This window comes from Pyxidicoccus sp. MSG2 (genome assembly GCF_026626705.1).
Classification (GTDB): Bacteria; Myxococcota; Myxococcia; order Myxococcales; family Myxococcaceae; genus Myxococcus.
In genome coordinates, this window is record NZ_JAPNKC010000001.1 from 1,539,937 (window position 1) to 1,563,164 (window position 23,228).

At 70.6% G+C, this 23,228-nt stretch carries 17 protein-coding genes; 14 read left to right on the top strand and 3 right to left on the bottom strand.

Annotation, left to right across the window (positions count from 1 at the left end; translation table 11 throughout):
• The first annotated feature begins 17 nt into the window (after nucleotides 1-17).
• Complete coding sequence (locus OV427_RS06325) at nucleotides 18-755, top strand: M50 family metallopeptidase (RefSeq protein WP_267855203.1); 738 nt, start codon at nucleotides 18-20, stop codon at nucleotides 753-755.
• A 122-nt stretch (nucleotides 756-877) separates the two neighbouring features.
• On the opposite strand, the gene OV427_RS06330 is transcribed toward OV427_RS06325, so the two are convergent.
• Both OV427_RS06330 and OV427_RS06335 read right to left on the bottom strand, forming a co-directional pair.
• Nucleotides 878-1,087, bottom strand: a complete 210-nt coding sequence (locus tag OV427_RS06330; RefSeq protein ID WP_267855204.1) for a hypothetical protein — start codon at nucleotides 1,085-1,087, stop codon at nucleotides 878-880.
• A gap of 91 nt (nucleotides 1,088-1,178) precedes the next feature.
• Nucleotides 1,179-2,663 (bottom strand): glycosyltransferase, encoded by a 1,485-nt coding sequence (locus OV427_RS06335; RefSeq protein WP_267855205.1) that lies wholly within the window; start codon nucleotides 2,661-2,663, stop codon nucleotides 1,179-1,181.
• Nucleotides 2,664-3,110: 447 nt separating this feature from the next.
• On the opposite strand from OV427_RS06335, the gene cysK reads away from it, so the two are divergent.
• Entirely contained in the window at nucleotides 3,111-4,025 is a 915-nt protein-coding gene (gene cysK, locus OV427_RS06340) for a cysteine synthase A (RefSeq protein ID WP_267855206.1), read from the top strand.
• Nucleotides 4,026-4,064: 39 nt separating this feature from the next.
• Here cysK and OV427_RS06345 read toward each other — a convergent pair whose 3' ends face one another.
• Nucleotides 4,065-4,721, bottom strand: a complete 657-nt coding sequence (locus OV427_RS06345; RefSeq protein ID WP_267855207.1) for an MBL fold metallo-hydrolase — start codon at nucleotides 4,719-4,721, stop codon at nucleotides 4,065-4,067.
• A 99-nt stretch (nucleotides 4,722-4,820) separates the two neighbouring features.
• On the opposite strand from OV427_RS06345, the gene OV427_RS06350 reads away from it, so the two are divergent.
• The 12 genes from OV427_RS06350 to OV427_RS06405 all read left to right on the top strand — a co-directional run bounded on the left by OV427_RS06350 (nucleotide 4,821) and on the right by OV427_RS06405 (nucleotide 23,222).
• Entirely contained in the window at nucleotides 4,821-5,531 is a 711-nt protein-coding gene (locus tag OV427_RS06350; protein WP_267855208.1) for a hypothetical protein, read from the top strand.
• A 332-nt stretch (nucleotides 5,532-5,863) separates the two neighbouring features.
• A complete protein-coding gene (locus OV427_RS06355; RefSeq protein ID WP_267855209.1) occupies nucleotides 5,864-8,245 on the top strand; it encodes a DNA gyrase/topoisomerase IV subunit A in 2,382 nt (793 codons plus the stop codon).
• A gap of 12 nt (nucleotides 8,246-8,257) precedes the next feature.
• Nucleotides 8,258-10,189 carry a DNA gyrase/topoisomerase IV subunit B gene (locus OV427_RS06360; protein ID WP_267855210.1) on the top strand — a complete coding sequence of 644 codons (1,932 nt, stop codon included), beginning with the start codon at nucleotides 8,258-8,260 and terminating at the stop codon, nucleotides 10,187-10,189.
• Nucleotides 10,190-10,313: 124 nt separating this feature from the next.
• The gene (locus OV427_RS06365; RefSeq protein ID WP_267855211.1) at nucleotides 10,314-11,840 is read left to right on the top strand and encodes a PEGA domain-containing protein; all 1,527 of its coding nucleotides are present in this window, start codon (nucleotides 10,314-10,316) and stop codon (nucleotides 11,838-11,840) included.
• A gap of 58 nt (nucleotides 11,841-11,898) precedes the next feature.
• Nucleotides 11,899-13,095: a PEGA domain-containing protein gene (locus OV427_RS06370; RefSeq protein WP_267855212.1), complete on the top strand. Its 1,197-nt coding sequence runs from the start codon at nucleotides 11,899-11,901 to the stop codon at nucleotides 13,093-13,095.
• 47 nt (nucleotides 13,096-13,142) lie between these two features.
• On the top strand, nucleotides 13,143-15,620 hold the full coding sequence (sppA, locus tag OV427_RS06375; RefSeq protein WP_267855213.1) for a signal peptide peptidase SppA: 2,478 nt from the start codon (nucleotides 13,143-13,145) through the stop codon (nucleotides 15,618-15,620).
• A gap of 243 nt (nucleotides 15,621-15,863) precedes the next feature.
• A complete protein-coding gene (rho, locus tag OV427_RS06380) occupies nucleotides 15,864-17,429 on the top strand; it encodes a transcription termination factor Rho (protein ID WP_267855214.1) in 1,566 nt (521 codons plus the stop codon).
• Nucleotides 17,430-17,481: 52 nt separating this feature from the next.
• A complete protein-coding gene (locus OV427_RS06385) occupies nucleotides 17,482-17,751 on the top strand; it encodes a hypothetical protein (protein WP_267855215.1) in 270 nt (89 codons plus the stop codon).
• A gap of 3 nt (nucleotides 17,752-17,754) precedes the next feature.
• Nucleotides 17,755-19,650 carry a DUF4129 domain-containing protein gene (locus OV427_RS06390; RefSeq protein WP_267855216.1) on the top strand — a complete coding sequence of 632 codons (1,896 nt, stop codon included), beginning with the start codon at nucleotides 17,755-17,757 and terminating at the stop codon, nucleotides 19,648-19,650.
• Entirely contained in the window at nucleotides 19,643-20,923 is a 1,281-nt protein-coding gene (locus OV427_RS06395; RefSeq protein WP_267855217.1) for a DUF4350 domain-containing protein, read from the top strand. Before OV427_RS06390 ends, OV427_RS06395 begins: the two co-directional genes overlap by 8 nt.
• A complete protein-coding gene (locus tag OV427_RS06400) occupies nucleotides 20,920-21,918 on the top strand; it encodes an AAA family ATPase (protein WP_267855218.1) in 999 nt (332 codons plus the stop codon). The genes OV427_RS06395 and OV427_RS06400 overlap by 4 nt, the downstream gene beginning before the upstream one ends.
• Complete coding sequence (locus tag OV427_RS06405) at nucleotides 21,915-23,222, top strand: DUF58 domain-containing protein (RefSeq protein ID WP_267855219.1); 1,308 nt, start codon at nucleotides 21,915-21,917, stop codon at nucleotides 23,220-23,222. Before OV427_RS06400 ends, OV427_RS06405 begins: the two co-directional genes overlap by 4 nt.
• The last annotated feature ends 6 nt before the right edge of the window (nucleotides 23,223-23,228 follow it).

Consider the following 23,228-nt stretch of genomic DNA (forward strand, 5'->3'; position numbering starts at 1 on the left):
CGGGAGGGGTGCGCGCGATGAAGACCGCCAGCGGAGCACAGCTTGATGTCGGCCGGTTGGCCCTCCTCGTCCTGATGCTGGGGGTGGGATGGTACTTCTGGTACTCGCCCCTCTTCTGGCCGCTGAAGGTGCTCGTGGTGATGATGCACGAGAGCGGGCATGCGCTGGCCACGCTGCTGGTGGGTGGCTCGGTGGACCGCATCCACCTGGCGGCCAACGAGTCAGGCTCCTGCCTGTCCCAGCTGCCGCCGGGCTTCCTGGCGAAGGTGGCCGTCTACTCGGGCGGCTACCTGGGCAGCGCGGTGGCGGGCGCGGGGCTGCTGCTGGCGACGTTCCGGTTCCAATTGCGCCGCTGGGTGCTGGGCGCGGCGTGTGTGTGGCTCACCGTGATGGGCGTGTTCTACGCGGGGGACACCTTCACGCTGGCGTTCTGCCTGGGCACGGCGCTGGCGCTGGGGCTTTGCGCGAAGTTCCTGCCCGACGGCGCGGTGGACGTGTTGAACCTGTTCATCGCTGCGTTCACCGCGCTCTACGCGGTGTTCGACTTGCGGGATGACCTGTGGAACAGCGCGGTGCGCTCGCAGAGCGATGCGGCGCTGCTGGCGAACCTGACCTGGGTGCCCGCGGTGGTGTGGGCCGCGCTGTGGACGCTGCTGGCCGTGGCCCTGCTGGCCGTGGCCGCGTACGTGTCCATGCACGCGAAGCCCAAGGGCCTGCAGATGCCGTCCGTGGGCGCGCGGGCGCGGCGGGTGTAGCCGGCGCGGCCCGGGGCCACCCGCACACGGGTCAAGCCCAACCTGCCATGACAGGAGTGTGGGTGGACCGGGGCCCGACAGGGGCCCCGGTCCGGTTCAGAACGCGCGCTCGGGGAGGGACATCAATCCGCGCAGATGCGCCGCACGCAGCAGTTCCAACACACGGTGTGGTTGCCGCCGCCGGACTCACATGCATAGACACACGCGGCCATCTCCTCGGTGATGCCAGCAGGTCCGCCGGTTCCCGAAGTGCTGCTGGACGCAGCGGCCGCCGCGCCTCCGATTCCCAAGCCGAACAGGAACACACTCGCGGCGATCAGCTTCTTCTTCATCTCGGACTCCTCCGGGCAGTGCACCCCACCCTGGGGTACTGGAGAAGATTAGAACACAGAGCAACGCCGGAGGCCGTGAAGCCGGGACACCTCAATGCGCCAGGGAGGCCACGCTGGAACTCTCGGGGTGTACGTCCAGCCGCTCCAACAGGCGTGCGAAGTCGGTGAGGTGTCGCGAACCGGTGAAGTGCGTGAGCACGTCCTGATGGGCCCGGGTCCCCAGGCGCGCGGCCAGCTCGCCGTCACACAGCACCCTGCGCACCGCGCCGGCGAACTCCGCCGGGTCGCTCGGGTCGTGCACGAGCAGGCCATTCACCCCGTCGACAATCTGGTCCTGGATGCCACCCACCGCGCTGGCCACCACGGGGCGCTCCTTCCACATCGCCTCGGTGACGGTGAGCCCGAAGCCCTCCTGGAGGCTCTTCTGCACCACCACCGTCGCGTGGCGCTGGAGCGCGTTGACGATGGCGGCGTTCTCTTCCAAATCCCGCATGGGCAGACACGCCAGGTGGACGCGCTGACGAAGCGAGTGCGGCTGCTGCCGCCACAGCGCGATGACGTCGTTGAGCGTGGACGCCGCCTCGGGGTCATCCGCGACGGACGTCACCGCGGGACCGGCGAGGACCAGTTCCGCGCGCAGGCCCGGGGCAGCGCGAGCGAGCAGCGCGAAGCCCCGCAGCACTCCCGCGGGGTCCTTCAGCGGATCCCACCGCCCCACCTGCACCACCAGCGGCGTGTCCACCGCGGGCGTGGAGCCGAGCCGCACGATGTCCGCCCCTCGCGACACCCGGGCGGGCAACCCGTCGCCCCGGGTGAAGACGGGCTCGGGAGCACCGGGCTCCACCCGCAGCAACCCCGCGTGCGCGAGGATGGCGCGCGCGACATCCGGAGCGAGGGGCTGGTTCTTCACCGCGAAGATGTCGATGGAGGGCTGGACGATGATTGCACGGTCCGCGCACAGGGGCGGCACGTAGGAGGCGCGGGAGAAGATGGCGAGCCGCGCGGCGGAGAGCCCCGGGGCGAGGAACTCCCACGCCCGCACCACCTCGGCGTTGGGCGTGTCACACCCCACATGGCAGCGCCACATCACGTGGGCCCCCACTGCCGCGCACGCGGGCGCGAGGCCCGCGGTCTGCGGGTCATGCAGCAGCACCACGTCCCCGGGCCGCACCAGGGCGAGCAACTCCTCCGCGTTGTCGCGCAGCACCTCGTCGTAGAGCGCGTGCTCGGCGGCCCCCAGCGGCGAGCCGTCCCCGGATGAACCGTGCAGCGCATGGTGCAGCCGCTTCGTCACCCGGAAGAAGTCCGGCGTGCCCTCCAGCACCAACCACCGCGCGTCCACGCCCGCGCCGCGCGCATAGGCGAGCAGCCGCGGAATCATCTCCGCCACCCCGCCGCCCCGCGAGGTCGAATTCACGTTCCAGAAGGTGCGGCCCGCCATGCGGGCACGTGCCTGCTCGACGCGCTCCTGGAGCACATGCCAGCCCGCCTCGCCGAGCAGCGGCGCGAAGCACGTCAGGGGCTCGGCGCGGATGTGCACCTCGGTGGGCGCCAGCATGCCGGTCGGAGTCAACATGACGGCAACTCCCTCTCTGGCGGTCACGGTGCAGGTGGAACGGAGCTTCCGTTCCGCCTCACCCGCGCGCCTGAGCACCGGGGCCTCGAAAGGGGCCCCGTGAGGGGAAGGTGGACGCGAGCAGCGGGGCACGGCACTGCGCTCGGAATCAGGCACGGAGGGGCCAGCGTGGCGGGCCCCTTCCCGGCGGAACGGATTGACGGCCGCCAGCCCGGACGCACATAGTTCCAGGTGAATGTCGCTCCCGCTCCCCACGACTGGCGCTCAGTGCTGCTGCTGCCGCGTGGCGTGTGCCTGCTGCTGTCTGGCGGGCCCCGAGCACTGGGAGAGCGCGTAGAGCGTTCCTGAAATCTCTCCCGTCGCTCGCGCGGCCCGCCCTCCAAAGAGGTGTCGGGCCGCTTCCATTTTCACGTCCCCGTTGTCCCTTCCCACCTGGAGGCAGACCCCATGAAGGCAGCCAACATCCTGCAGACCATCGGCAACACCCCGCACGTCCGGCTCAACCGCCTCTTCTCCCCGCGCGTGGAGGTGTGGGTGAAGTTGGAGCGCGCCAACCCGGGCGGCAGCATCAAGGACCGCATCGCCCTGTCGATGATTGAGGACGCCGAGGCCCGCGGCGTGCTCACGAAGGAGAGCGTCATCATCGAGCCGACCTCCGGCAACACGGGCATCGGCCTGGCGGTCGTCGCGGCGGTGAAGGGCTATCCCCTCACCCTGGTCATGCCCGAGTCGATGAGCATCGAGCGGCGCCGGCTGATGGCGGCCTATGGCGCGAAGCTGGAGCTCACCCCGCGCGCCCAGGGCATGAAGGGCGCGATTGCGCGAGCGCAGGAACTGGTGGCGCAGACGCCCCACGCGTGGATTCCGCAGCAGTTCGAGAACGCCGCCAACGTGGAGGTGCACAAGCGCACCACCGCGCGCGAAATCCTCCAGGACTTCCCCGAGGGCATCGACTACCTGATTACGGGCGTGGGCACCGGCGGCCACATCACCGGCGTGGCCGAGGTGCTCAAGGACCGCTTCCCCAAGCTGAAGGTCTTCGCGGTGGAGCCGGTGAAGTCCCCGGTGCTCAGCGGCGGCCAGCCGGGCCCGCATCCCATCCAGGGCATCGGCGCGGGCTTCATCCCGAAAATCCTCCGCACCGAGGTGCTCGACGGCGTCATCCAGATTCCCGAGGAGGAGGCCTTCGACTACACGCGGCGGGCCGCGAAGGAGGAGGGCATCTTCCTCGGCATCTCCTCGGGCGCGTCGCTGGCGGCCGTGCAGCGCAAGCTGGCGGAGGTGCCGGACGGCAGCCGCGTGCTGACGTTCAACTACGACACGGGCGAGCGGTACCTCTCCATCGAGAACCTGTTCACCTGACGTCGCCGTGCCCGCGCGCCCGGGAAGTCCGCCCGGGCGCTACTTCCTCGGCCGCATCCGGAAGGCCACGAACGAGGCCACGTCGTGGAAGGCGAAGTACGGGTTCTTCTTGCGCACCTCGGCCATGGACGTCACCGGCACGTCCGCGTAGTCGTGCCCCGGCCACAGCTTCGCGGTGTCCGGCACCTTCAGGAGCACCTGGGACAGCGAGCGGTACATCTCCTCCGGGTTGCCGCCGTTCATGTCGCACCGGCCGCAGCCGTTGATGAACACCGTGTCCCCGGACACCAGCGCATCCCCCGCCAGCAGGCAGTGCGAACCCGGCGTGTGCCCCGGCGTGTGCAACGCCTGGAAGTCCTCCGTCCCCACCTTCACCACGTCCCCAGGCCCCACCGGACGCAGCGCGTCACCCAGTTCACGCAGCTCGGCGGAGAACTGGACCTCCTCGCGCTGCGCGTACACCGGCACGTCATGCCGCGTCAGCAAATCGGGCAGCCCGTTGATGTGGTCGAAGTGACAGTGCGAGACGAAAGCGCCGACGAGCCGCTTCCTCTCCTCCTTCACCACCCGTTCAATCGCCTCCACGTCCCACGCCGGGTCCACCACCAGCACCTCGTCCGAGTGGGCCGGCCCCACCAGGTACACGAAGTTGTCCATGGGCCCGAGCTTGAGCTGCCGCACGTACGGATTGCGCATCGCGTTCCTCCTCCACCCGCCCACTCTAGCGTCGGGACTTGAAGCCGCGGGCCGCTTCCCACTTGAATACGTCCCCCAGCTCCCGTGGAGGTCCGCCCCGTGAAGCGCCCGCTGCCGCTGCTCGTCTGTACCCTGCTCGCCAGCACCAGCTTCGCCGCGAAGGAGAAGCCGACCTTCCGCTACACCGCACCACCGGAGGGCGAGCGGCCCGTCATCGTCGACGCCACCGTCGGCCCCCAGGGCAGCGACTTCGCCATGCGCCTGCGCTTCGACCGCGAGCCCTGGGGCGAGGGCTGCAAGAGCCGCTGCGCCAACGCCACCCTCCTCCTGGACACGGACTCCAGCAAGCAGACGGGCTTGCACCTGACGCAGGACGGCCCCGCCAACGGCGCCGACGTGGCCATCGTCGTCCAGGGCGTCCGCGAGGCCGCCAATGACGACGGCTCCCCGCCAGAGACCTGGCTGCGCGTGAAGGTCCGCCTGCTCGCCAATGACGCGCGCTCCGCGGACGACGGCGAGCTGCTCGCCGAGCTCAACCACCGCCAGGACACCGAGCGGCTCCACGTGGATGAGAAGACCGTCTACGTCCTCGTGGACGCCACCAGCCCCGCGATTCCCTCCGCCCGCAAGGTGCGCGTCGTGTACCAGCCACCGGGGGCCAAGCCTGTCCAGGCCACCATCCCCGGGATGATCGGCGGCGGGGGCGGCAAGGGCGTCCGCATCTTCAAGGACGGAAGCTGGGGCCGGGCCCGCAACGTGGACCCCCGCAAGGCCAAGCCGCCCGCCTCCCCTACCGGGGACAACGGATAGGTCGCCTTCAGGCGACCACGGCCAGGTCGCCTCCCGGTGACCACGGCCAGTCCGGTACTCCCCACACCTACCGTCCCGTCCCCACAGCAACCAGTCGGGCCCACAACCTCGGGATTTCGCGGGGTTGGCGGTGGGTTCTACTGGAGCACAGGACTATACGGACGTATAGGTGGGCGCACCCGGAGCATGCGCAACCCCCCGAATTCGTTCCAAATGTCAGGGGGCCATGGTAGTCCCGCCGCCCTGTTACATACCTCCGGACCCGGAAGTGAGGAGTGCGCGGGTCGCGCGCCACGTTCGGGTACGAGGCGTTCTCACCTGGATTGATGACCATGCTCGCAGAAGCCGATTCGAAGACGCGAAAGAAGCAGGGGGCCGGGGGTGGCGGCGGCGGTGGCGGTGGCTCCGCGGCCGGTGGCGGCGGTGGGGAGAACTCCGTCCCGGCCTCGCTGGCTGACGAGGCGCGTCGCCGGTACATCAACTACGCCCTCTCCGTCATCACCTCGCGCGCCCTGCCGGACGTGCGGGACGGCCTCAAGCCGGTGCAGCGCCGCATCCTCTTCGGCATGTACCACGACCACCACCTCACCCATGACGCGAAGTACCAGAAGTCCGCCAAGGTGGTGGGCAGCGTCATGGGCCAGTACCACCCGCACGGCGACGCCTCCATCTACGAGGCCCTCGTACGCATGGCGCAGGACTTCTCCCTGCGCTACCCGCTGGTGGACGGCCACGGCAACTTCGGCTCCATGGACGGCGATGGCGCCGCGGCCATGCGCTACACCGAGTGCCGCCTGGCGACCCTGGCCAGCGAGCTGCTCAAGGAGCTGGGCCGCAAGACGGTCGCCTTCCGGCCCACCTATGACGGCTCGCTCCAGGAGCCCGTCGTCATCCCCGCCCGCGTGCCGCAGCTGTTGATGAACGGCACCACCGGCATCGCCGTGGGCATGGCCACCAACATCCCGCCGCACCACCTGGGCGAGCTGGTGGACGCGCTGGTGGCGCTCATCGAAGACCCGAAGCTCGTCACCAAGGACCTGATGAAGTGGGTCAAGGGGCCGGACTTCCCCACGGGCGCACAGGTGCTCAACAGCAAGCCCGAGCTGCGCGAAATCTACGAGACGGGCCAGGGCAGCATCCGCATCCGCGGCGAGTACAAGCTGGAGGACCTGAAGCGCGGCGGCCAGCAGATTGTCGTCACCTCCATCCCGTACACGGTCAACAAGTCCACCCTGGTCGCCAAGATTGGCGAGCTGGTGCGCGAGCGGAAGATGCCGCTCATCACCGACGTGCGCGACGAGTCCACCAAGGACGTGCGCATCGTCATGGAGCTGAAGAAGGACGCCAACTCCGAGCTGGTGATGGCGTACCTCTACAAGCAGACAGCGCTGCAGACGAACTTCGGCGTCAACATGACGTGCCTCGTCCCCAACAAGGACAACCCCGAGATCTGCACCCCGGAGCGCCTGGACCTCAAGTCCATCCTCCAGTACTTCCTCGACTTCCGCTTCGACGTCGTCACCAAGCGCTTCCAGCACGAGCTGGGCGAGCTGCAGCGGCGCGTCCACATCCTCGAGGGCTTCGAGAAGGTCTACGACGCGCTCGACGAGATGATCAAGATCATCCGCGCGTCCGACGGGAAGCAGGACGCGGCGAAGAAGCTCATTGCCCGCTTCAAGCTGGACGAGCTCCAGGTGGACGCCATCCTGGAGATGAAGCTCTACAAGCTGGCCCGCCTCGAAATCCTCGTCGTGGAGAAGGAGCTCAAGGAGAAGCGCGCGGAGATCAAGCGCATCGAGGCCATCCTCCGGGACAAGAAGAAGGTCTGGAGCACCGTCAAGGACGAGCTGACGGAGCTGAAGACGCAGTACAACGACAAGCGCCGCACCCGCATCGGCGGCGCGGGCTCCGAGGAGATGGAGTTCAGCGAGGAGGCCCTCATCGCGGACGAGGACGCCCACGTGGTCCTCACCCGCGACGGCTGGGTCAAGCGCATGCGCGAGGTGAAGGACCCCTCCGCCACCCGCCTGCGCGAGGGCGACGCCGTCATGGCGGTGCTGGCCGGCAGCCTCAAGTCCAACCTGGTGCTGTTCAGCAACTTCGGTACCGCGTACGTCACCCGCTTCAACGACGTGCCCGCCTCCTCGGGCTACGGCGAGCCGGTGCAGAAGTTCTTCAAGTTCGACGACGGTGAGCGGGTCGTGGCCGCCCTGTCGCTCGACGCGCGGCTGCCCCGCACCGAGAAGCTGATTGGCGTGACGAAGCACGGCCTGGGCATGCGCTTCCTGCTGGAGCCGCACCTGGAGGTGTCCACGCGCGCCGGCCGCCGCTACGCGAAGACAGGCGAGGGCGACGAAATCATCGGCGTGCAGCCGGTGGGCGAGAAGGACCTGCTCGCGGTGCTCACGCGCAAGACGAATGCGCTGGTGTGCAAGGTGGCCGAGGTGAACGAGCTGGCGGGGCCCGGCAAGGGCGTCACCGTCATCAAGGTGGACGAGGGCGACGGCGTGGTGGACTTCCTCGTCACCCCGCCGAGCCAGAAGGACGCGAAGCTCGAGTTCGAGACGCAGAAGGGCCGCCAGCTGCACCTGTCCCCGACGAAGTACGAGGTGACGGGCCGCGGCGGCAAGGGCCGCGAGATGTCCAAGCGCGACGCGGTGGAGAAGGTGGCCCGGCCCATCGCCTTCATCCAGTTGCCCGAGAAGAAGGACTAGTCAGAGGAAGCCATGGCGACGAAGAAGGAAAGCTACACAGGCGCCGACATCCAGGTCCTCGAGGGCCTGGAGCCCGTGCGCAAGCGCCCCGCGATGTACATCGGCGGCACCGACAGCACGGGCTATCACCATCTGCTGTGGGAAATCCTCGACAACTCGGTGGACGAGGTCATCAACGGCTTCGCGACCACCGTGGAAGTGACGCTCCACAAGGACGGGCGCAGCATCACCGTGGTGGACAACGGGCGCGGCATCCCCGTGGACATCATGCCCAAGCACAAGAAGCCGGCCGTGGAGGTCATCCTCACGACGCTTCACTCGGGCGGCAAGTTCGAGCAGGGCAGCTACATCCACTCGGGCGGCCTGCACGGCGTGGGCAGCTCGGTGGTGAATGCGCTCTCGCGCAAGCTCGTCGTGGAGATCAAGAAGGACGGCAAGAAGCACGTACAGAACTACGCGCGCGGCCGGGCCACCACCCCGCTGAAGGTGGAGGGCCCCTGCCGCGGCACGGGCACGTCCACCACCTTCGAGCCGGACCCCGAAATCTTCGGCGAGAAGCTGAAGTTCGACGCGGAGACGGTGCGCGAGCGGCTGGAGGCCAAGAGCTACCTGCACAAGGGCATGATCGTCATCTGGAAGGACGAGACGGCCCACCCGCACACCCATGTGACGTACAAGCACGACGGCGGCATCGCCGAGTACCTCACCAAGGTGGTGGCGGAGCGGCAGAAGCCGATGGTGCCTCCGGGCAGCGCGACGTTCTACCACTCGCGTGACAACGGGGTGCGGCTGGAGGCCTCGCTGGCGTGGACGGAGGCCACGGACGAGCACATCCGCTCGTACGTCAACGGCATCCCCACCAACCTGGGCGGCACGCACGAAGGCGGCCTGCGCGGCGCCGTCGTGAAGGCGGTGCGCAACTACATCGAGACGCACAACCTGACGCCCAAGGGCGTGACGCTCACCGCGGAGGACATCCGCGAGGGCATGGTGGCCATCCTCTCCACCTACGTGGTGGAGCCCCAGTTCCAGGGCCAGACGAAGGGCCGCCTCAACAACCCCGAAGTCACGGCCCAGGTGGACGGCGTGCTCCGTCCGGCGCTGGAGAAGTGGCTCAACGACAACAAGTCCATCGCCGAGGCGGTGGTGGCCCGCATCATCCTCGCCGCCCGTGCGCGCGAGGCCAGCCGGGCCGCGTCCCAGGCCATCAGCCGCAAGACGGCCGTCAGCCACCGGCTCAACCTGCCGGGCAAGCTGGCGGACTGCTCCTCGACCGACCCGGGGCAGAGCGAGCTGTTCATCGTCGAGGGTGACTCCGCAGGCGGCTCCGCGAAGCAGGGCCGCGACAGGCGCACCCAGGCCATCCTCCCGCTGCGCGGCAAGGTGCTCAACGCGGAGCAGGCGTCCACGGACAAGGTGACGACGAACAAGGAACTGCAGGACATCGTCTCCGCGCTGGGCTGCGGCATCGGCACGGACTTCGACATCACCAAGCTGCGCTACGGGCGCGTCTTCCTGCTGATGGACGCGGACAGCGACGGCCACCACATCGCCACGCTGCTGCTCACCTTCTTCTACCGGCACCTGCGCCCGCTGATTGAGGGCGGCACCATCCACATCGCCCAGCCACCCCTGTACCGGGTGGACATTGGCAAGGAGACGTACTGGGCGCTGGACGAGGCCGACAGGGATCGCATCATCCGGGAGAAGACCAAGGGCAACGCGAAGCCGAACATCATGCGCTTCAAGGGCCTGGGTGAGATGACGCCGGACGAGCTGAAGGAGACGACGCTCGACCCCAAGAACCGGATGAGCCTGCGCGTCATCATCGACAACCCGCTCGACACGGACCGCCTCATCAACGACCTGATGGGTAAGGACGTGAGCGCCCGCTTCAAGTTCATCATGGAGCGCGCCAGCGAGGTCCAGGAACTGGACGTCTAGCCGTCCAGGCAGGCTGGAATGCGGCCCGCGCCCTCCTGGCGCGGGTCGTTCTCCACCCGGTGGGGCTGGCAGGACGGACCGGGACTTGTGAGGAAGCCCCCCTGCTCGGCTAGGCTCCGGCGCCGTGAACACGTTCCGCCGATTTGCCCTGCTCCTCGCGTTGCTCCTGGCCGTCCTCCCCGCGCACGCCCAGACCACCCGGAAGAAGGCCAGCAAGAAGAAGCCGGCCGTCACCAAGGTGATGAAGAAGAAGAAGGCACCGTCCAAGAAGAAGAAGGTGCCAGCCGCCGAGGAGACCGAGACGGCGGACACCGGTGACGTGGCGTCGCCGGAGCCCATGGTCTTCGGAGATCCCGACGAGAAGCCCGCCACGCCCGCGGAGCACGAGACGCCGGTGACGCCGCTGGAGAAGCCGGCGACGCCCGCCGTGGCCACCCCGGTGACGCCGGAGCCCACGCCCGCCGTGGTGAAGCCCGTCCTGGAGAAGCCGGCCCTGCTGACGGCCTCCGGCCAGGTGGTGCTGTTCGCCGTGGCGCGCACGCCCGCGGCCGCGGACGCGGCGGCGAAGCTGGAAGGCGAGCTGCTGCGCCACCTGGGCACCGGCGTGGAGCTGGTGGACCTGGGAGCGGCCTTCCCGCCGCCGGCGCCCGTGCCGCTGACGAAGGCGGACACCCTCTTCGAGGAGGGCCGCACCGCCTACGACAACCTGGACCCCGAGGCCGCGGAGGCCAAGTTCAAGGCGGCGGCGGAGGCCTACACGCAGGCCCCGGCCGAGCTGAGCACGGAGCGGCTGGCGCAGGCGTACGTCTTCCTGGGCGCCTCGCGGCAGCTCAACGGGGACATGATGGGCGCGAAGGAGGCCTTCACCCACGCCGCGGTGGCCGAGCCCACCGCCCGTCCGGACAGCGCCCTCTTCAGCCAGGAAGTGCAGAAGGCCTACGACGAGGCCCGCTCCGCCGTGAGGGGGCTGCCCTCGGGCACGCTGGCGGTGGACTCGCAGCCGGCCGGCGCCGAGGTGCGGGTGCGCGGCCAGAAGGTGGGCGTCACGCCCATGAGGGCCGTGGAGGTGCCCGCCGGCCAGCACCCCGTGATTGTGCAGCTTCCCGGCTACGCGCCCTACGCCACGTACGCGGAGGTGAAGTCCTCCGCGCCCACCGAGCTGAAGGCGAAGCTGGAGCCCGCGCCGGGCCTGGCCGCCGTGCGCGACGCCGCCGCCAAGGCCGCGACCGAGCGGGCCTTCGACCAGGACATCGTCCCCGCCGAGGCGCGCGCGATTGGCGAGCGGCTGGGCGCCCGCTACGTGGTGCTGGCCGCGGTGTCCCGCGACAAGAAGGGCCGCGCCGAGGCGGAGCTGCAGGCGTGGGACTTGAAGTCCAAGGCGCGGCTGCGCGGCGTGGAAATCGAGCTGGCGTCGCGCGAAGGGAAGCACGGCCCGGTGGCCGCGGCGGACCAGGTGCGCGACTTCGTCAACGGCGCCACGGCGCCCCGCGTTTCGGAGCGCAGCGGCGGCTCGGGCAACTCGCTGCTGAAGCGGCCCGCGTTCTGGGCCGTGGTGGGCGGCGTGGCGGCGGTGACGGCGGGCGCCGTGTTCGTGGCCACCCAGGACAAGGGCAGCGGCTGGAATCCCGTGTCCGGCGGCGTCGGTTTCTAGAAGGCGCAGGGATTGAATGAATGGCGGGCGGCTCGCGTCGCCCGTTTCGAGGTACCCCATGAAAGCCCTTGTCCTCGCCCTCCTCCCCGCGCTGGCCCTGGCAGCCCCGCCTCCCGCGAAGCGCATCTCCAGCCTCGTCGTGCCCATGGACCCGGCCTCCGAGTCCGCGAGCGTGAAGATGGAGGGCTACATGAACGACGCCCTCGGCAACTTCGCGAGCTTCACCGTGCGCAAGCCCGAGGAGCTGTTCGGCATGCCGGAGGACACCGCGGCCAAGGCGTCCCTGGACAAGGCGCGCAAGGGCCTGTCGGAGAGCGTCGCCGCCTTCGACAAGAAGGAGTACGAGGAGGCGGAGAAGAAGATCCGCGCCACCCTCAAGGCGCTGGAGTCCGCGGCGGGCGCCATGCGCGGCTGCTCGCCCCTGTGTGAGTCGCTGGCCCTCTACGGCGCGCTGCTGCACCTGCGCGGCGACGTGGAGGAGGCGAAGCTGGCGCTGATGGACCTGATTGCCCTCAACCCCACCTTCGAGCTGAACCCTAAGCGCTTCGGCCGGGACTACCTCGCCCTGCGCGTGCAGGTGGCCACCGGCCGCACCTCGCAGCTGCGCGGCGGAGCCACGGTGAAGTCGCGGCCCGCGGGCGCGCGGGTGTTCCTGGACGGGGAGCTGGTGGGCCACACGCCGGCGACGCTGTCCACGCTGCCCATCGGCAAGCACCTCCTGCGACTGGAGCGCCCTGGCTTCCGCCAGCACGGGCAGCTGCTGGAGGTGACGCCGGACGACGTGGAGGTGAGCGCGGACCTGGTGCCCACACCCGAGTACAAGGCCTATGACGTGCAGTTGGACCGCGTGGCAGGCGAGGTGATTCGCGGCGCGTCGAAGGCCTCCGGCGTGACGGCCATGGGCCAGTCGCTCAACCTGGAGCGCGCCATGGTGGGCACGCTGAAGGCGCTGGAGGACGGCTCGGAGCTGTCGCTGAGCTACTACGACATCCAGAGCGGCAAGCGGATTGGCGGCCGGCGCGTGGTGCTCCAGGGCGACGAGTTCGGCCAGCTGAAGAACGAGCTGGAGCGCATGGTGAACCAGCTGGTGAACACGGGCGGCGAGAAGGTGTCGAAAAGCTCGGACCCGCTGGACAACCGCGGCGGCACCGAGGACTGGAGCGCCGAGGACCGCGGCGGCAAGACGAAGGCCGCGGAGAAGAAGAAGAAAGACGACGACCCGCTGAACGAGGTGTCCGGAACCGAGGATTGGTGACGCGAGGCGCTTGTCCCGGGGCGCTCGGCGCCTAGAGTCCCGGGCGTATGCGCCTGCTCGCCCTCCTGCTGCTCCCCGGCCTCGCGGCTGCCCAGACGGGCGCCATCGACAGCGCCCCCCTCCCCTCTCGGGGTGTGACGCTGCCGCCCACCGGCGCGGCGCTGGTGGACGAGGCCACCGCCCTCTCCCTCAACCCCGCTGGCCTCGGCTTCGTCGGAGGCAGCCAGCTCTTCTACCTGCACGAGCGCAACCTCGTGCAGGACGGCGTGGGCGACGGCGTCTTCCTGGCCTCGCGCTTCCTGGGGCTGGGCGCGGGCCTCTCCATGGAGTGGGTGCGCGGCCACGCGGAGCCGGACTACCGCAAGACGTCGCTGGGCCTGTCCGTGGGCACGCGCACACTGCAACTGGGCGGCTCGTGGCACGCCTTCAGCTCGGACGACGGCGACCTCGATGATTTGTCCGGTTTCGACCTGGGCCTCACCGCGCGGCCGTCGCGCGCGCTGTCGCTGGCGGCGGTGGTGCGGGACATCAACGCCCCCGAGGAGGGCCGCTACGAGCTGAAGCGCCAGTACAACCTGGGCCTGGGGGTGCGTCCGCTGGACGAGCGCTACACGCTGGGCGTGGACTGGCTCTTCTCCGAAGGGGCCTTCCGGAGCGGGAAGGCCACGTACACGCTCAACGCGGAGGTGATTCCGGGCCTGCGGCTGGGCGCGGGCGTGTCGCACGGCTTCGTCAGCGGCGTGCCGCTGGCGCTCCAGGTGGCGGCCACGGTGGACACGTCCGGCATCGGCCTCACGTATGCGGCGGGCGGCACGGAGGACGGGACGGACCACGTGGTGGCGCTGCGCCTGTCCAGCGAGAGCTACCGCTCGCTGCGTCCGCACGGCGGCGTGGTGGCGATGGTGGACGTCAACGACATGCTGGCCGGCGGCACCAACCCGCTGCTCGCGCTGATGGGGGCGCGTGCCACGGACCCGTACCTGCAACTGTCGCGGTGGTTGGACCTGGCGGCGAAGGACGAGCGGCTGACCGGCGTGGTGCTGAAGATGGAGGGCCTGCCCGGCGTCAACTGGGGCAAGGCGGAGGAATTGCGTCAGGCGGTGCTGCGGCTGCGCGCGTCGGGCAAGCGGGTGATGGCGGTGCTGTTGTCGGCGGACGACGAGGGCTACTTCGTGGCCTCCGCGGCGGACCGCGTCTACGCGGTGCCGGAGGCGATGCTGCCCATCAACGGCCTGGTGGCGCACCTCAACACCATCGGCGGGACGTTCCAGAAGGTGGGCGTGCACTGGGACGTGGCGCGCGTGGGCAGGTACAAGTCGGCCACGGAACAGCTCGCCAACACCGAGCCCAGCGCGGAGTGGCGCGAGCAGGTGAACGCGTACCTGGATACGCAGGCGGCCTGGTACGAGAAGGGCGTGGCGGAGTCGCGCAAGCAGCCGCCCGAGCGACTGCGGGAGCTGTGGGCCACGGGGCTCGCCACGGCGAAGAAGGCCCACGAACTGGGCTTCCTCGACGGCGTCATCCTCCCCACCGATCTGGACGCGAAGGTGAAGGAACTGGTGCCGGGCGGCCGCTTCAGCACCACCTACGCGCCCAGGGACGAGCGCGAGGGACGCTGGGGCCAACGGCGCCGCATCGCCGTGGTGCCGGTGCTGGGCACCATCTCCGGAGGCCGCAGCCGCGAGGACCCGCTGGGCTACAGCCAGATTGCCGGCGCGGAGACTGTCATCCGCGCGCTGGAGCGCGCGCAGGTGGACGCGTCCGTGGTGGCCATCGTCGTGCGCGTGGACTCGGGAGGCGGGGACGTGCTGGCCTCGCACCTGATGTACCAGGCGGTGATGGAGGCGGCGAAGCACAAGCCCGTCATCGCCTCCATGGGTGACCTCGCCGCGTCCGGCGGCTACTACACGGCGATGGGCGCCACCGAGGTGCTCGCCCTCGCCCCCACGATTACCGGCAGCATCGGCGTCTACTACGTCAAGCCCGCCCTCCAGGGGCTGCTGGGCGGGGTGCTCGGCGTCAGCCAGGAGAGCGTCACCCGCGCCCCGCTCGCGGACATGTTCGACACGTGGAAGCCGTGGACGCCGGAGGAGCAGACGGCGGCGCAGGCGTGGGTGGATGCCTCGTACGACATCTTCATCACCGAGGTGGCCGCGCGGCGGAAGCTGGACAAGGCGAAGGTGGACGAGCTCGCGCGGGGCCGCGTCTGGAGCGGCCAGGATGCGCTGGCGCGCGGGCTGGTGGACCGGCTGGGCGGCCTGCCCGAGGCGGTGGACTCCGCGCGGAAGCGGGCCGGTGTGCCCGCGGACGAGGACCTGGACGTGGTCGTCATGGGCGAGGCGCGGGGCTTCTTCTCCGGGCTGGGCGGGGAGCCGGGCGTGCGGGCGGCGCTCGCCCTCCTGCCCGAGCCGCCTCCCGCCATTCCCGAGCCCCTCCGGACGCTGGCGCGCTCCGCGGGGCTCAACCTGGAGCTGCTCCAGCCAGGGATGAAGGCGATGATGCCCTTCACCCTCACGGTGGAATGAGGTCGGCCGTCCAACATCGGAGTGAAGCGGAGTGAAAAAAGCGGCGGCGCCGCCCCCGGCCTCTGTTAGTGTTACCCATGCACCCCGGACGGCCTCGGGCCGCCAGGGTGCTTCAGGGACCGGCGGTTCGGCCTGCTCGTCTCAAGGCCCCGCGTCCGGCTCCCTGTCCCACAGCCTGAGTCACCCTGCGTCTCCGCCTCCTCCGGGATGGCCTGCATGGGACGCGCGCCGTCTGGAAACCCCATGAGCGAAAACCCCGATAACAGCGACCCCCGTGATGCCTCCCCGATGCCCGTGGCCGCCCGCCCGGCACCTCCGCCCGAAGCGGATGACGACGGCGGCGACGAGGGGGACGACGAGGGTCCCGACGACGGCGACGCCGCGAGCGCGGGTGGCCCGTCCCAGGGAGGCGCCCCCGGGCAGCCCGGCCAGGCAGGCGGCCGCCGCCGCCGCCGTCGCCGCCGCCGTCGTGGCGCGCAGGTCCTCTTCACCCCAGACGGTCAGGCCTACCGGATGCAGCCCGGCGCGGACGGGCAGCAGGTCCAGGTCTTCCTGACGCCGCAGGAGCTGGAGCAGTACCGCCAGCGCCAGGCACAGCAGCAACAGCCGCAGGGCCCCGGCCAGGGCGGCCCCCAGCCCCAGCAGCAGCACCACCACCCGCAGCGGCAGCAGCACGGCGGCGGGCACCCGCGTGAGGTCGCGCAGCAGCCCAACCTGGCGCCGGTGGAGGGCGTGCTGGACACGGAGGCCAAGGGCCCCAACGCCTTCCTGCGGCAGCTCAAGCGCAACCTGCTGGCGGCGCCGGATGACCCGGAGCTGCCGAAGAACCTGGTGCAGAAGCTGAAGCTGCGCAATGGCCAGTACCTCACGGCCTTCGCGCAGATGCGCGGCAACAAGGGCGTCATCCAGAAGGTGGACACGGTGGACGGGCTGCCGCTGGAAGGCGTCCCGCGGCTGCCACACTTCGCGGACCTGACGTCGGTGGACCCCACCGAGCGGCTCAAGCTGGAGAACGGCCACAAGGAGCTGGTGACGCGGGTGCTGGACCTGATTGCCCCCATCGGCAAGGGTCAGCGCGCGCTCATCGTCGCCCCGCCGAAGACGGGCAAGACCATCATGCTCCAGCGCATCGCCCAGGCGGTGCTCGCCAACCACCCCGAGTGTCACGTCATGGTGGTGCTCATCGACGAGCGCCCCGAGGAAGTGACGGACATGCGCCGGGGCATCAAGGCCGAGGTGCTGGCCTCCAGCTCGGACCGGCCCACGGTGGACCACCTCAAGGTGGCGGAGCTGGCCCTGGAGCGCGCCCGCCGGCTGGTGGAGACCGGCAAGGACGTGGTGATTCTCCTCGACTCGATTACCCGTCTGGCGCGCGCCTTCAACAAGGAGATCGACAACTCCGGCCGCACCATGTCCGGCGGCGTGGACAGCCGCGCGCTGGAGCGCCCCAAGCGCATCTTCGGCGCCGCGCGCGCGACGGAGGAGGCCGGCTCGCTGACCATCATCGGCACGGCGCTCATCGACACCGGCAGCCGCATGGACGAGGTCATCTTCGAGGAGTTCAAGGGCACCGGTAACTCGGAAGTCACCCTGGACCGCCTGCTCGCGGAGAAGCGCGTCTTCCCGGCCGTCAACATCGCCCAGTCCGGCACGCGCAAGGAGGAGAAGCTCTTCACCCTGCGCGAGTACGAGAAGGTGAAGAAGCTGCGGCAGATGCTCCACTCGGTGAAGCCGGTAGAGGCGATGGAGGCGCTCGTCAAGCGGCTGTCGCGCTACACGTACAACGACGAGTTCCTCGACGAGCTCTAGTCGTCCTCTCAGGGGGTGGTGTGGCGGGCCCGGGTTTGCGTAAGGTGGCGGCATGATTCAGGGCTCGGGCCGCTGTCACTACCACCCGGAGCGCGCCGGCCTCGGCGTCTGCGTGGAGTGCCGGCGCGTCATCTGCCGGGAGTGCACCACGCAGTTCGAGGGCATCAACCGCTGCGCGAGCTGCCTGGAGCGGCGCCTCAAGGCGCTGGAAGGCCCGGGCGAGCGGCGCGAGTGGACGCCAGGCAACGTGGTGCTGGGACTGGTGGGGGTGGCGCTCGTCTGGGGCGCCATCCTGCTGGTGGCCCAGGCGGCGGCGAGCTAGCGCATGGCCGTCTCCGCCCTCGAGCTGCGCCCCCGGGGCGCGGTGGCCTTGATGGACGCGGCGCTGCGGCTGTGCGCGCGCAACACGGGCGTCTGGGCCCTCACCCTGCCCGGCGGCGCGGCCGTCGTCGCCGCGGTGCTGTACCTGGCCGAGGCGGTGCGCATGGGCCGGCCGCTCGCCCTGCCCTCGCTGGCGCTCACCCTGGCGTGGTTCCTCCGCGGGCTGTGCCAGGGCGCGGCCTGCCACTACACGCAGGAGGTGCTGCTGGGCACGAAGGCCGAGCCCTCCGCGTGGGCGTCGATGCGCGCCGCGCTGGGCCGCGCGCCCGGCCTCTTCATCGCGGTGGCGTACCTCTTCGTCTTCAACACGGTGGTGATGACGCTGACGCTGGGCATCGGCTTCTTCGTGCTGGCCGCGCAGAGCGTGGGCTACGCGACGATGATGCAGGGCAAGGGCAGCCCGCTGAAGCTGTACGGCCTGTGCTCGCGGCTGCTGGGTCCGGCGCGCGGCACCGCCATGCTGGTGCGCGTCCTGATGAGCGTGCAGCTGCTGGTCTTCTTCAACCTGCACATCGCCGCCAACTTCGCGCTGTTCCTCGGCCGCAAGCTGGTGGGCATCGACCTGACGTTCGCCGAGCGCTTCGCCTCGCTGGACACGCCGCCGTGGCTGCTGCTCCTCGCGGCCGCGACGTTCGCCCTCTTCGAGCCGGTGCGCGCCGCCGCGGCCACGCTGCTGCTGGTAGACGGGCGCGTGCGACAGGAGGGGCTGGATTTGCTGGCCGCCGTGCAGCAGCTCCCCGCGAGGAACACCGGCCGGGCCCTGGGCCCCCGCAGCGCGGCGGTGCTGGCGGTGGTGCTCGGCGCGGGGCTGTTGCTGTCGGGAAGCCCGGCGTGGGCGGAAAAGGCCCCCGAGCGCCCCGTCACCTCCGCGCGGGACGCGGTGACGCGGCTGGGCGCGGTGGCGGAGTCCTGCGAGGCCAGCGGCCCCTCGGAGGACGCGCGCTTCGAGTCACTGGGCGCGCTGGGGCCTTCCGAGAAGGGCAAGCTGGAGCGGCTGGTGCGCACCGTGGAGCGCCAGGCCTGGGACGAGGAGGACTGCGACACCGCCATGGCCTCGCTGGAGCAGGGGCTCGCACAGGCGTCCGGGACGCTCGAGGCCCAGACGCGCGCGGATGCGCGGGCGGCCTCGGCGCGGGCGAAGGACATCCTCGCGCGGCCGGAGTTCGCGGTGGCGCCGCCGAAGGCGGAGAAGGACGCCGCCGAGGACGACACCGTGCCCCCGGAGCCGCCGGGCTGGTGGCGGCGGTTCATCGACTGGCTGGGCGAGTTCCTCAAGAAGCTCTTCGAGCGGGAGCCAGCGCCGCCGCCGAGGCAGGCCCCGCAGATGGTCAGCGGTTCCATGGTGGCCAACGTGCTCGTCGTGGTGCTGGTGACGCTGGCGGTGGCGGTGCTGGGCGGGCTGCTCATCATGTTCCTGAACAAGGGGAGGAAGCGCGCGGACGCGGACGGTCTGGAGGTGTCCACGGTGGACGCCGCGGCGCTGGCGGGTGACCCGGCGCATGCGCTGTCCCGTCCGCCCGAGGGCTGGGCACACCTCGCCGACGAGCTGGCCGCCCGGGGCGAGTACCGTGAGGCGGTGCGCAGCCTCTACCTGGCGCTGCTGTCCCGGCTGCACCGCGACGGGGCCATCCTCTACGACGTGACGCTGAGCAACTGGGACTACCTGCGCCAGTTCCGGGGCCGCGCGGAATGGAAGCCGCCCTTCCGCGAGCTGACGCGCCGCTTCGACTTCGCCTGGTACGGCAACGTGCCGGTGGGCGCGGAGGGCTACCGCGAGTTCCGCACCCTCACCCAGCCGCTGCTGGCCGCGCCCGCGCCGACGGAGGCCGCTGGTGCGTGACCGCTTCCCGCTGATGGTGGTGGGTGGCCTCGTGCTCACCGTCGTGCTCGGCGCATTCCTCGTGAAGAGCGCCCAGCGCGGCGAGTTCGCCGACACGCTGTCCACCTTCCGCGCCCAGGAGGACGGCGCGCGCGCCCTCTTCCTGCTCGCCCAGGAGAGCGGCCTGCCCGTGGTCCGCCGCATGTCGGACCTGCGCATCGTCACCGGGCAGCTGACGCCCGTGCTGCTGGCGGTGGAGGTGCAGGGCGCATACGAGGAGGACCCGGACCAGACGCAGCTCGCCGCCGAGCCCGACGCCGGCCTGGCGGACGAGGACGTCCCCCGCACCGGCTTCAACGCCTTCCGTGCCGCCGCGCTGGACGACACCGAGTACGAGAAATTGCTGGAGCACGTGAGGGCGGGTGGCACGCTGGTGTACGTGCCCTGGGGCTCGCGGGAGAACCCGCTGCTGGACGCGCTGTCGGTGAAGCTCACCAAGGCGGACACGACGCTGCCCATGCGCACGCTGGTGCCGCCGCTGCCCACCCCGTACACGCTGGGCGTGGAGCGCGTGGAGGCGAAGGTGCAGGCCTTCCTGACGCTGCCGCCCAACTCCGTGCCGGTGCTGGAGGATGACCGGCTGGGTCAGGTGGTGGCGGCGGTGGTGCCGCACGGCCAGGGCCGGGTGCTGGTGGTGGGCGCGCCTGAATTGGCGATGAACCGGGCGCTGGCACGCGCGGACAACGCGCAGTTCTGGCTGAGCGCGCTGGCGGGCCTGGGCCCCGGCCCCTACGAGTTCGACGAGTTCCACCACGGCTTCACCAACGAGCGCTCGGTGGTGGACTTCGCGCGGCGCTACGGCCTGCACTTCGCGGTGGCGCAGTTGCTGCTCGGCGTGGCGCTGTGGTCCGTGTCGCTGCGCCGCTTCGGCCGTCCGCACCCGCCGCCCGAGTCCGTCCGCGTGGGTGCCACCGACGCCCTCTTCGCCATGGGCCGCCTGTACCGCGAGGGCCGGCACCACGCCTTCGCCGCCGGACTCATCGCGAAGGGGCTCATCCAGGAACTGGCCCTGCATGCGGGCCTGCCCGCGCACTCTCCCGCCGCCTCGGTGGCGCAGGGGCTGCGCGACCGGGGCCGCGAGGATTTGGCCCGGGGCCTCCAGGCCGTGGCCGCCGAGGCGGACACGGTGGGCAGCGACTCAGACCTCCAGCAGCTCGCGGCCAATGCGGCCGTGCTGCGACAACGACTCCACACCGCCGGCGCGGGCCGGCGCAGCACTCCCGGAACGACATGAACGTCACCGATACCGCCCCCACCTTCGCCTCCAACGGCGCCGCCGTGCAGGCCGCCCACGCCATCCGCGAGGGCGTGCTGCACGAGGTGCGCAAGGCCGTGGTCGGCCAGGACGAGGCCCTCGAGCTGATGCTGTGCGGCCTCATCGCCGGCGGCCACGTGCTGCTGGAGGGCGTGCCCGGCGTGGCGAAGACGCTGATGGCCAAGGCGCTGTCGCGCAGCATCGGCGCGGACTTCAAGCGCATCCAGTTCACCCCGGACCTGATGCCCGCGGACATCCTGGGCACCAGCGTCTTCGACTTGAAGACCCAGTCCTTCGTGCTGGTGAAGGGCCCCATCTTCACGGACCTGCTGCTGGCGGATGAAATCAACCGCGCCCCCGCCAAGACGCAGTCCGCGCTGCTGGAGGCCATGCAGGAGCGCGGCGTGTCGCTGGAGGGCCGCAACCTGGTGCTCTCGCCCCTCTTCACGGTGTTCGCCACGCAGAACCCGGTGGAGTCCGAGGGCACGTACCCGCTGCCCGAGGCGCAGCTGGACCGCTTCCTGCTGAAGATTGAAGTGGGTTATCCGGCGCCGGAGGAGGAGGACGCGATTCTCGCCGCGGTGCACCGCGGCTTCGACTCGGGCGACCTGGCGCGCGCGGGTGTCAACGCGGCGGTGGGGAAGGACGGCCTGCTGGCGGCGCGGGCGGCGCTCAACGAGGTGACGGTGGAGCCGCCGGTGCTCGCGTACGTCCGCAAGCTGGTGGCGGCCACGCGTTCGTCCAGCCGCATCCGCCTGGGGGCGGGCCCGCGCGCGGGCGTGCACCTGTTGCTGGCGGCCAAGGCGCTGGCGGCCCTGCGAGGGCGCGGCTTCGTCACGCCGGACGACGTGCGCTTCCTCGCCGGCCCCGTGCTGAAGCACCGCCTGCTGCTGTCGCCGGACGCGGAGCTGGACGGGGCCACGCCCTCGGACGTGCTGCGCGAGGTGGTGCAGGGGGTGGAGGTCCCGCGTTGATTCCCACCCCGCGCCTCTGGGGGCTGCTGGCGCTGCTGGCGCTGCCGATGATGGCCGCGGGGTTCTTCCCCGGCCTCGGCGGCGCCGTGTTGGTGCTGGACGCGCTGGCGCTGGCGCTGGCCGGAGTGGACCTGCTCGCCGCGCGGCGGGTGCGGCTGGAAGTGCGCCGCGTGCTGCCGCAGCGGCTCAACGTCGGCGTGCCCAACAAGGTGGAGTTGCGGCTGGTGCACCGGGGCTCCGGCACGGTGGACGCGTGGGTGAAGGATGACGTGCCGGAGTCCTTCACCGCCACGCCCGAGGAGGCACCGCTCTCGCTGCCGCCGGACAGCGAGGCGCGCTGGGTGTACCGGGTGACGCCCGCGAAGCGCGGCCGCTTCGAGTTCGGCGACGTGCACGTGCGGGTGCGCGGGCCGCTGGGGCTCGTCTTCCACGAGCGCGCGTTTCCCTCCGCGACTTCCATCTCCGTGTATCCGGACCTGCGCGGAGCCAGCCGGCTGCTGCTGTCCGGCGCGGCGCTGGACCTGGTGAATCTGGGCCTGCGGAAGCTCCGTCGGGACGGGCGTGGCAGCGAGTTCGCCCGGCTGCGCGACTATGCGCAGGGCGACAGCGTGCGGGACGTGGACTGGAAGGCCACTGCGCGACGGGGCCGGCCGGTGACGCGCGTGCTGGAGTCGGAGCGCTCGCAGTCCATCCTCATCTGCGTGGACGCGGGCCGCTCCATGGCGGCGCACGTGGATGGCCTCACCAAGCTGGACCACGCCGTCAATGCGGCCCTCTTCCTGGCCTTCGTGGCGGTGCGCAATGGAGACCGGGTGGGGCTTGCCGTCTTCGCGGACGGGGTGAAGGCCTACCTGCCGCCGGCGGCTGGCCGCGGGCAGTACCGGAAGATGGTGGACGCGCTCTACTCCACGACGCCGAGCCTCACGTACGTGGACTACCTGGCCCTCTTCAAGGAGCTGAATGTCCGCCTCACGCGCCGCAGCCTGCTGTGCGTCTTCACGGACTTCCTCGACGAAGAGCAGGCCTCCACCATGGTGGCTCCGCTGCACCGGCTGGCGCGGCGGCACGTGCCTCTCTGCCTGTCGGTGAAGGACACCGCGTTGCAGAAGCTGCTGCGCACGCCGCCGCCGGGGCCGGAGGAGGCTTTCCAACAGGCAGTGGCCTCGGAGCTGCTCACGGACCGCGAGGTCTTGAAGGCCCGGGTGAGCCAGGGCGGCGTGCAGATGATGGACGTGCAGCCGGACGAGTTGAGCCTCGCGGCCGTCAACCGCTACCTGGACATCAAGGCGCGCGGCGTCCTTTAGCGACAA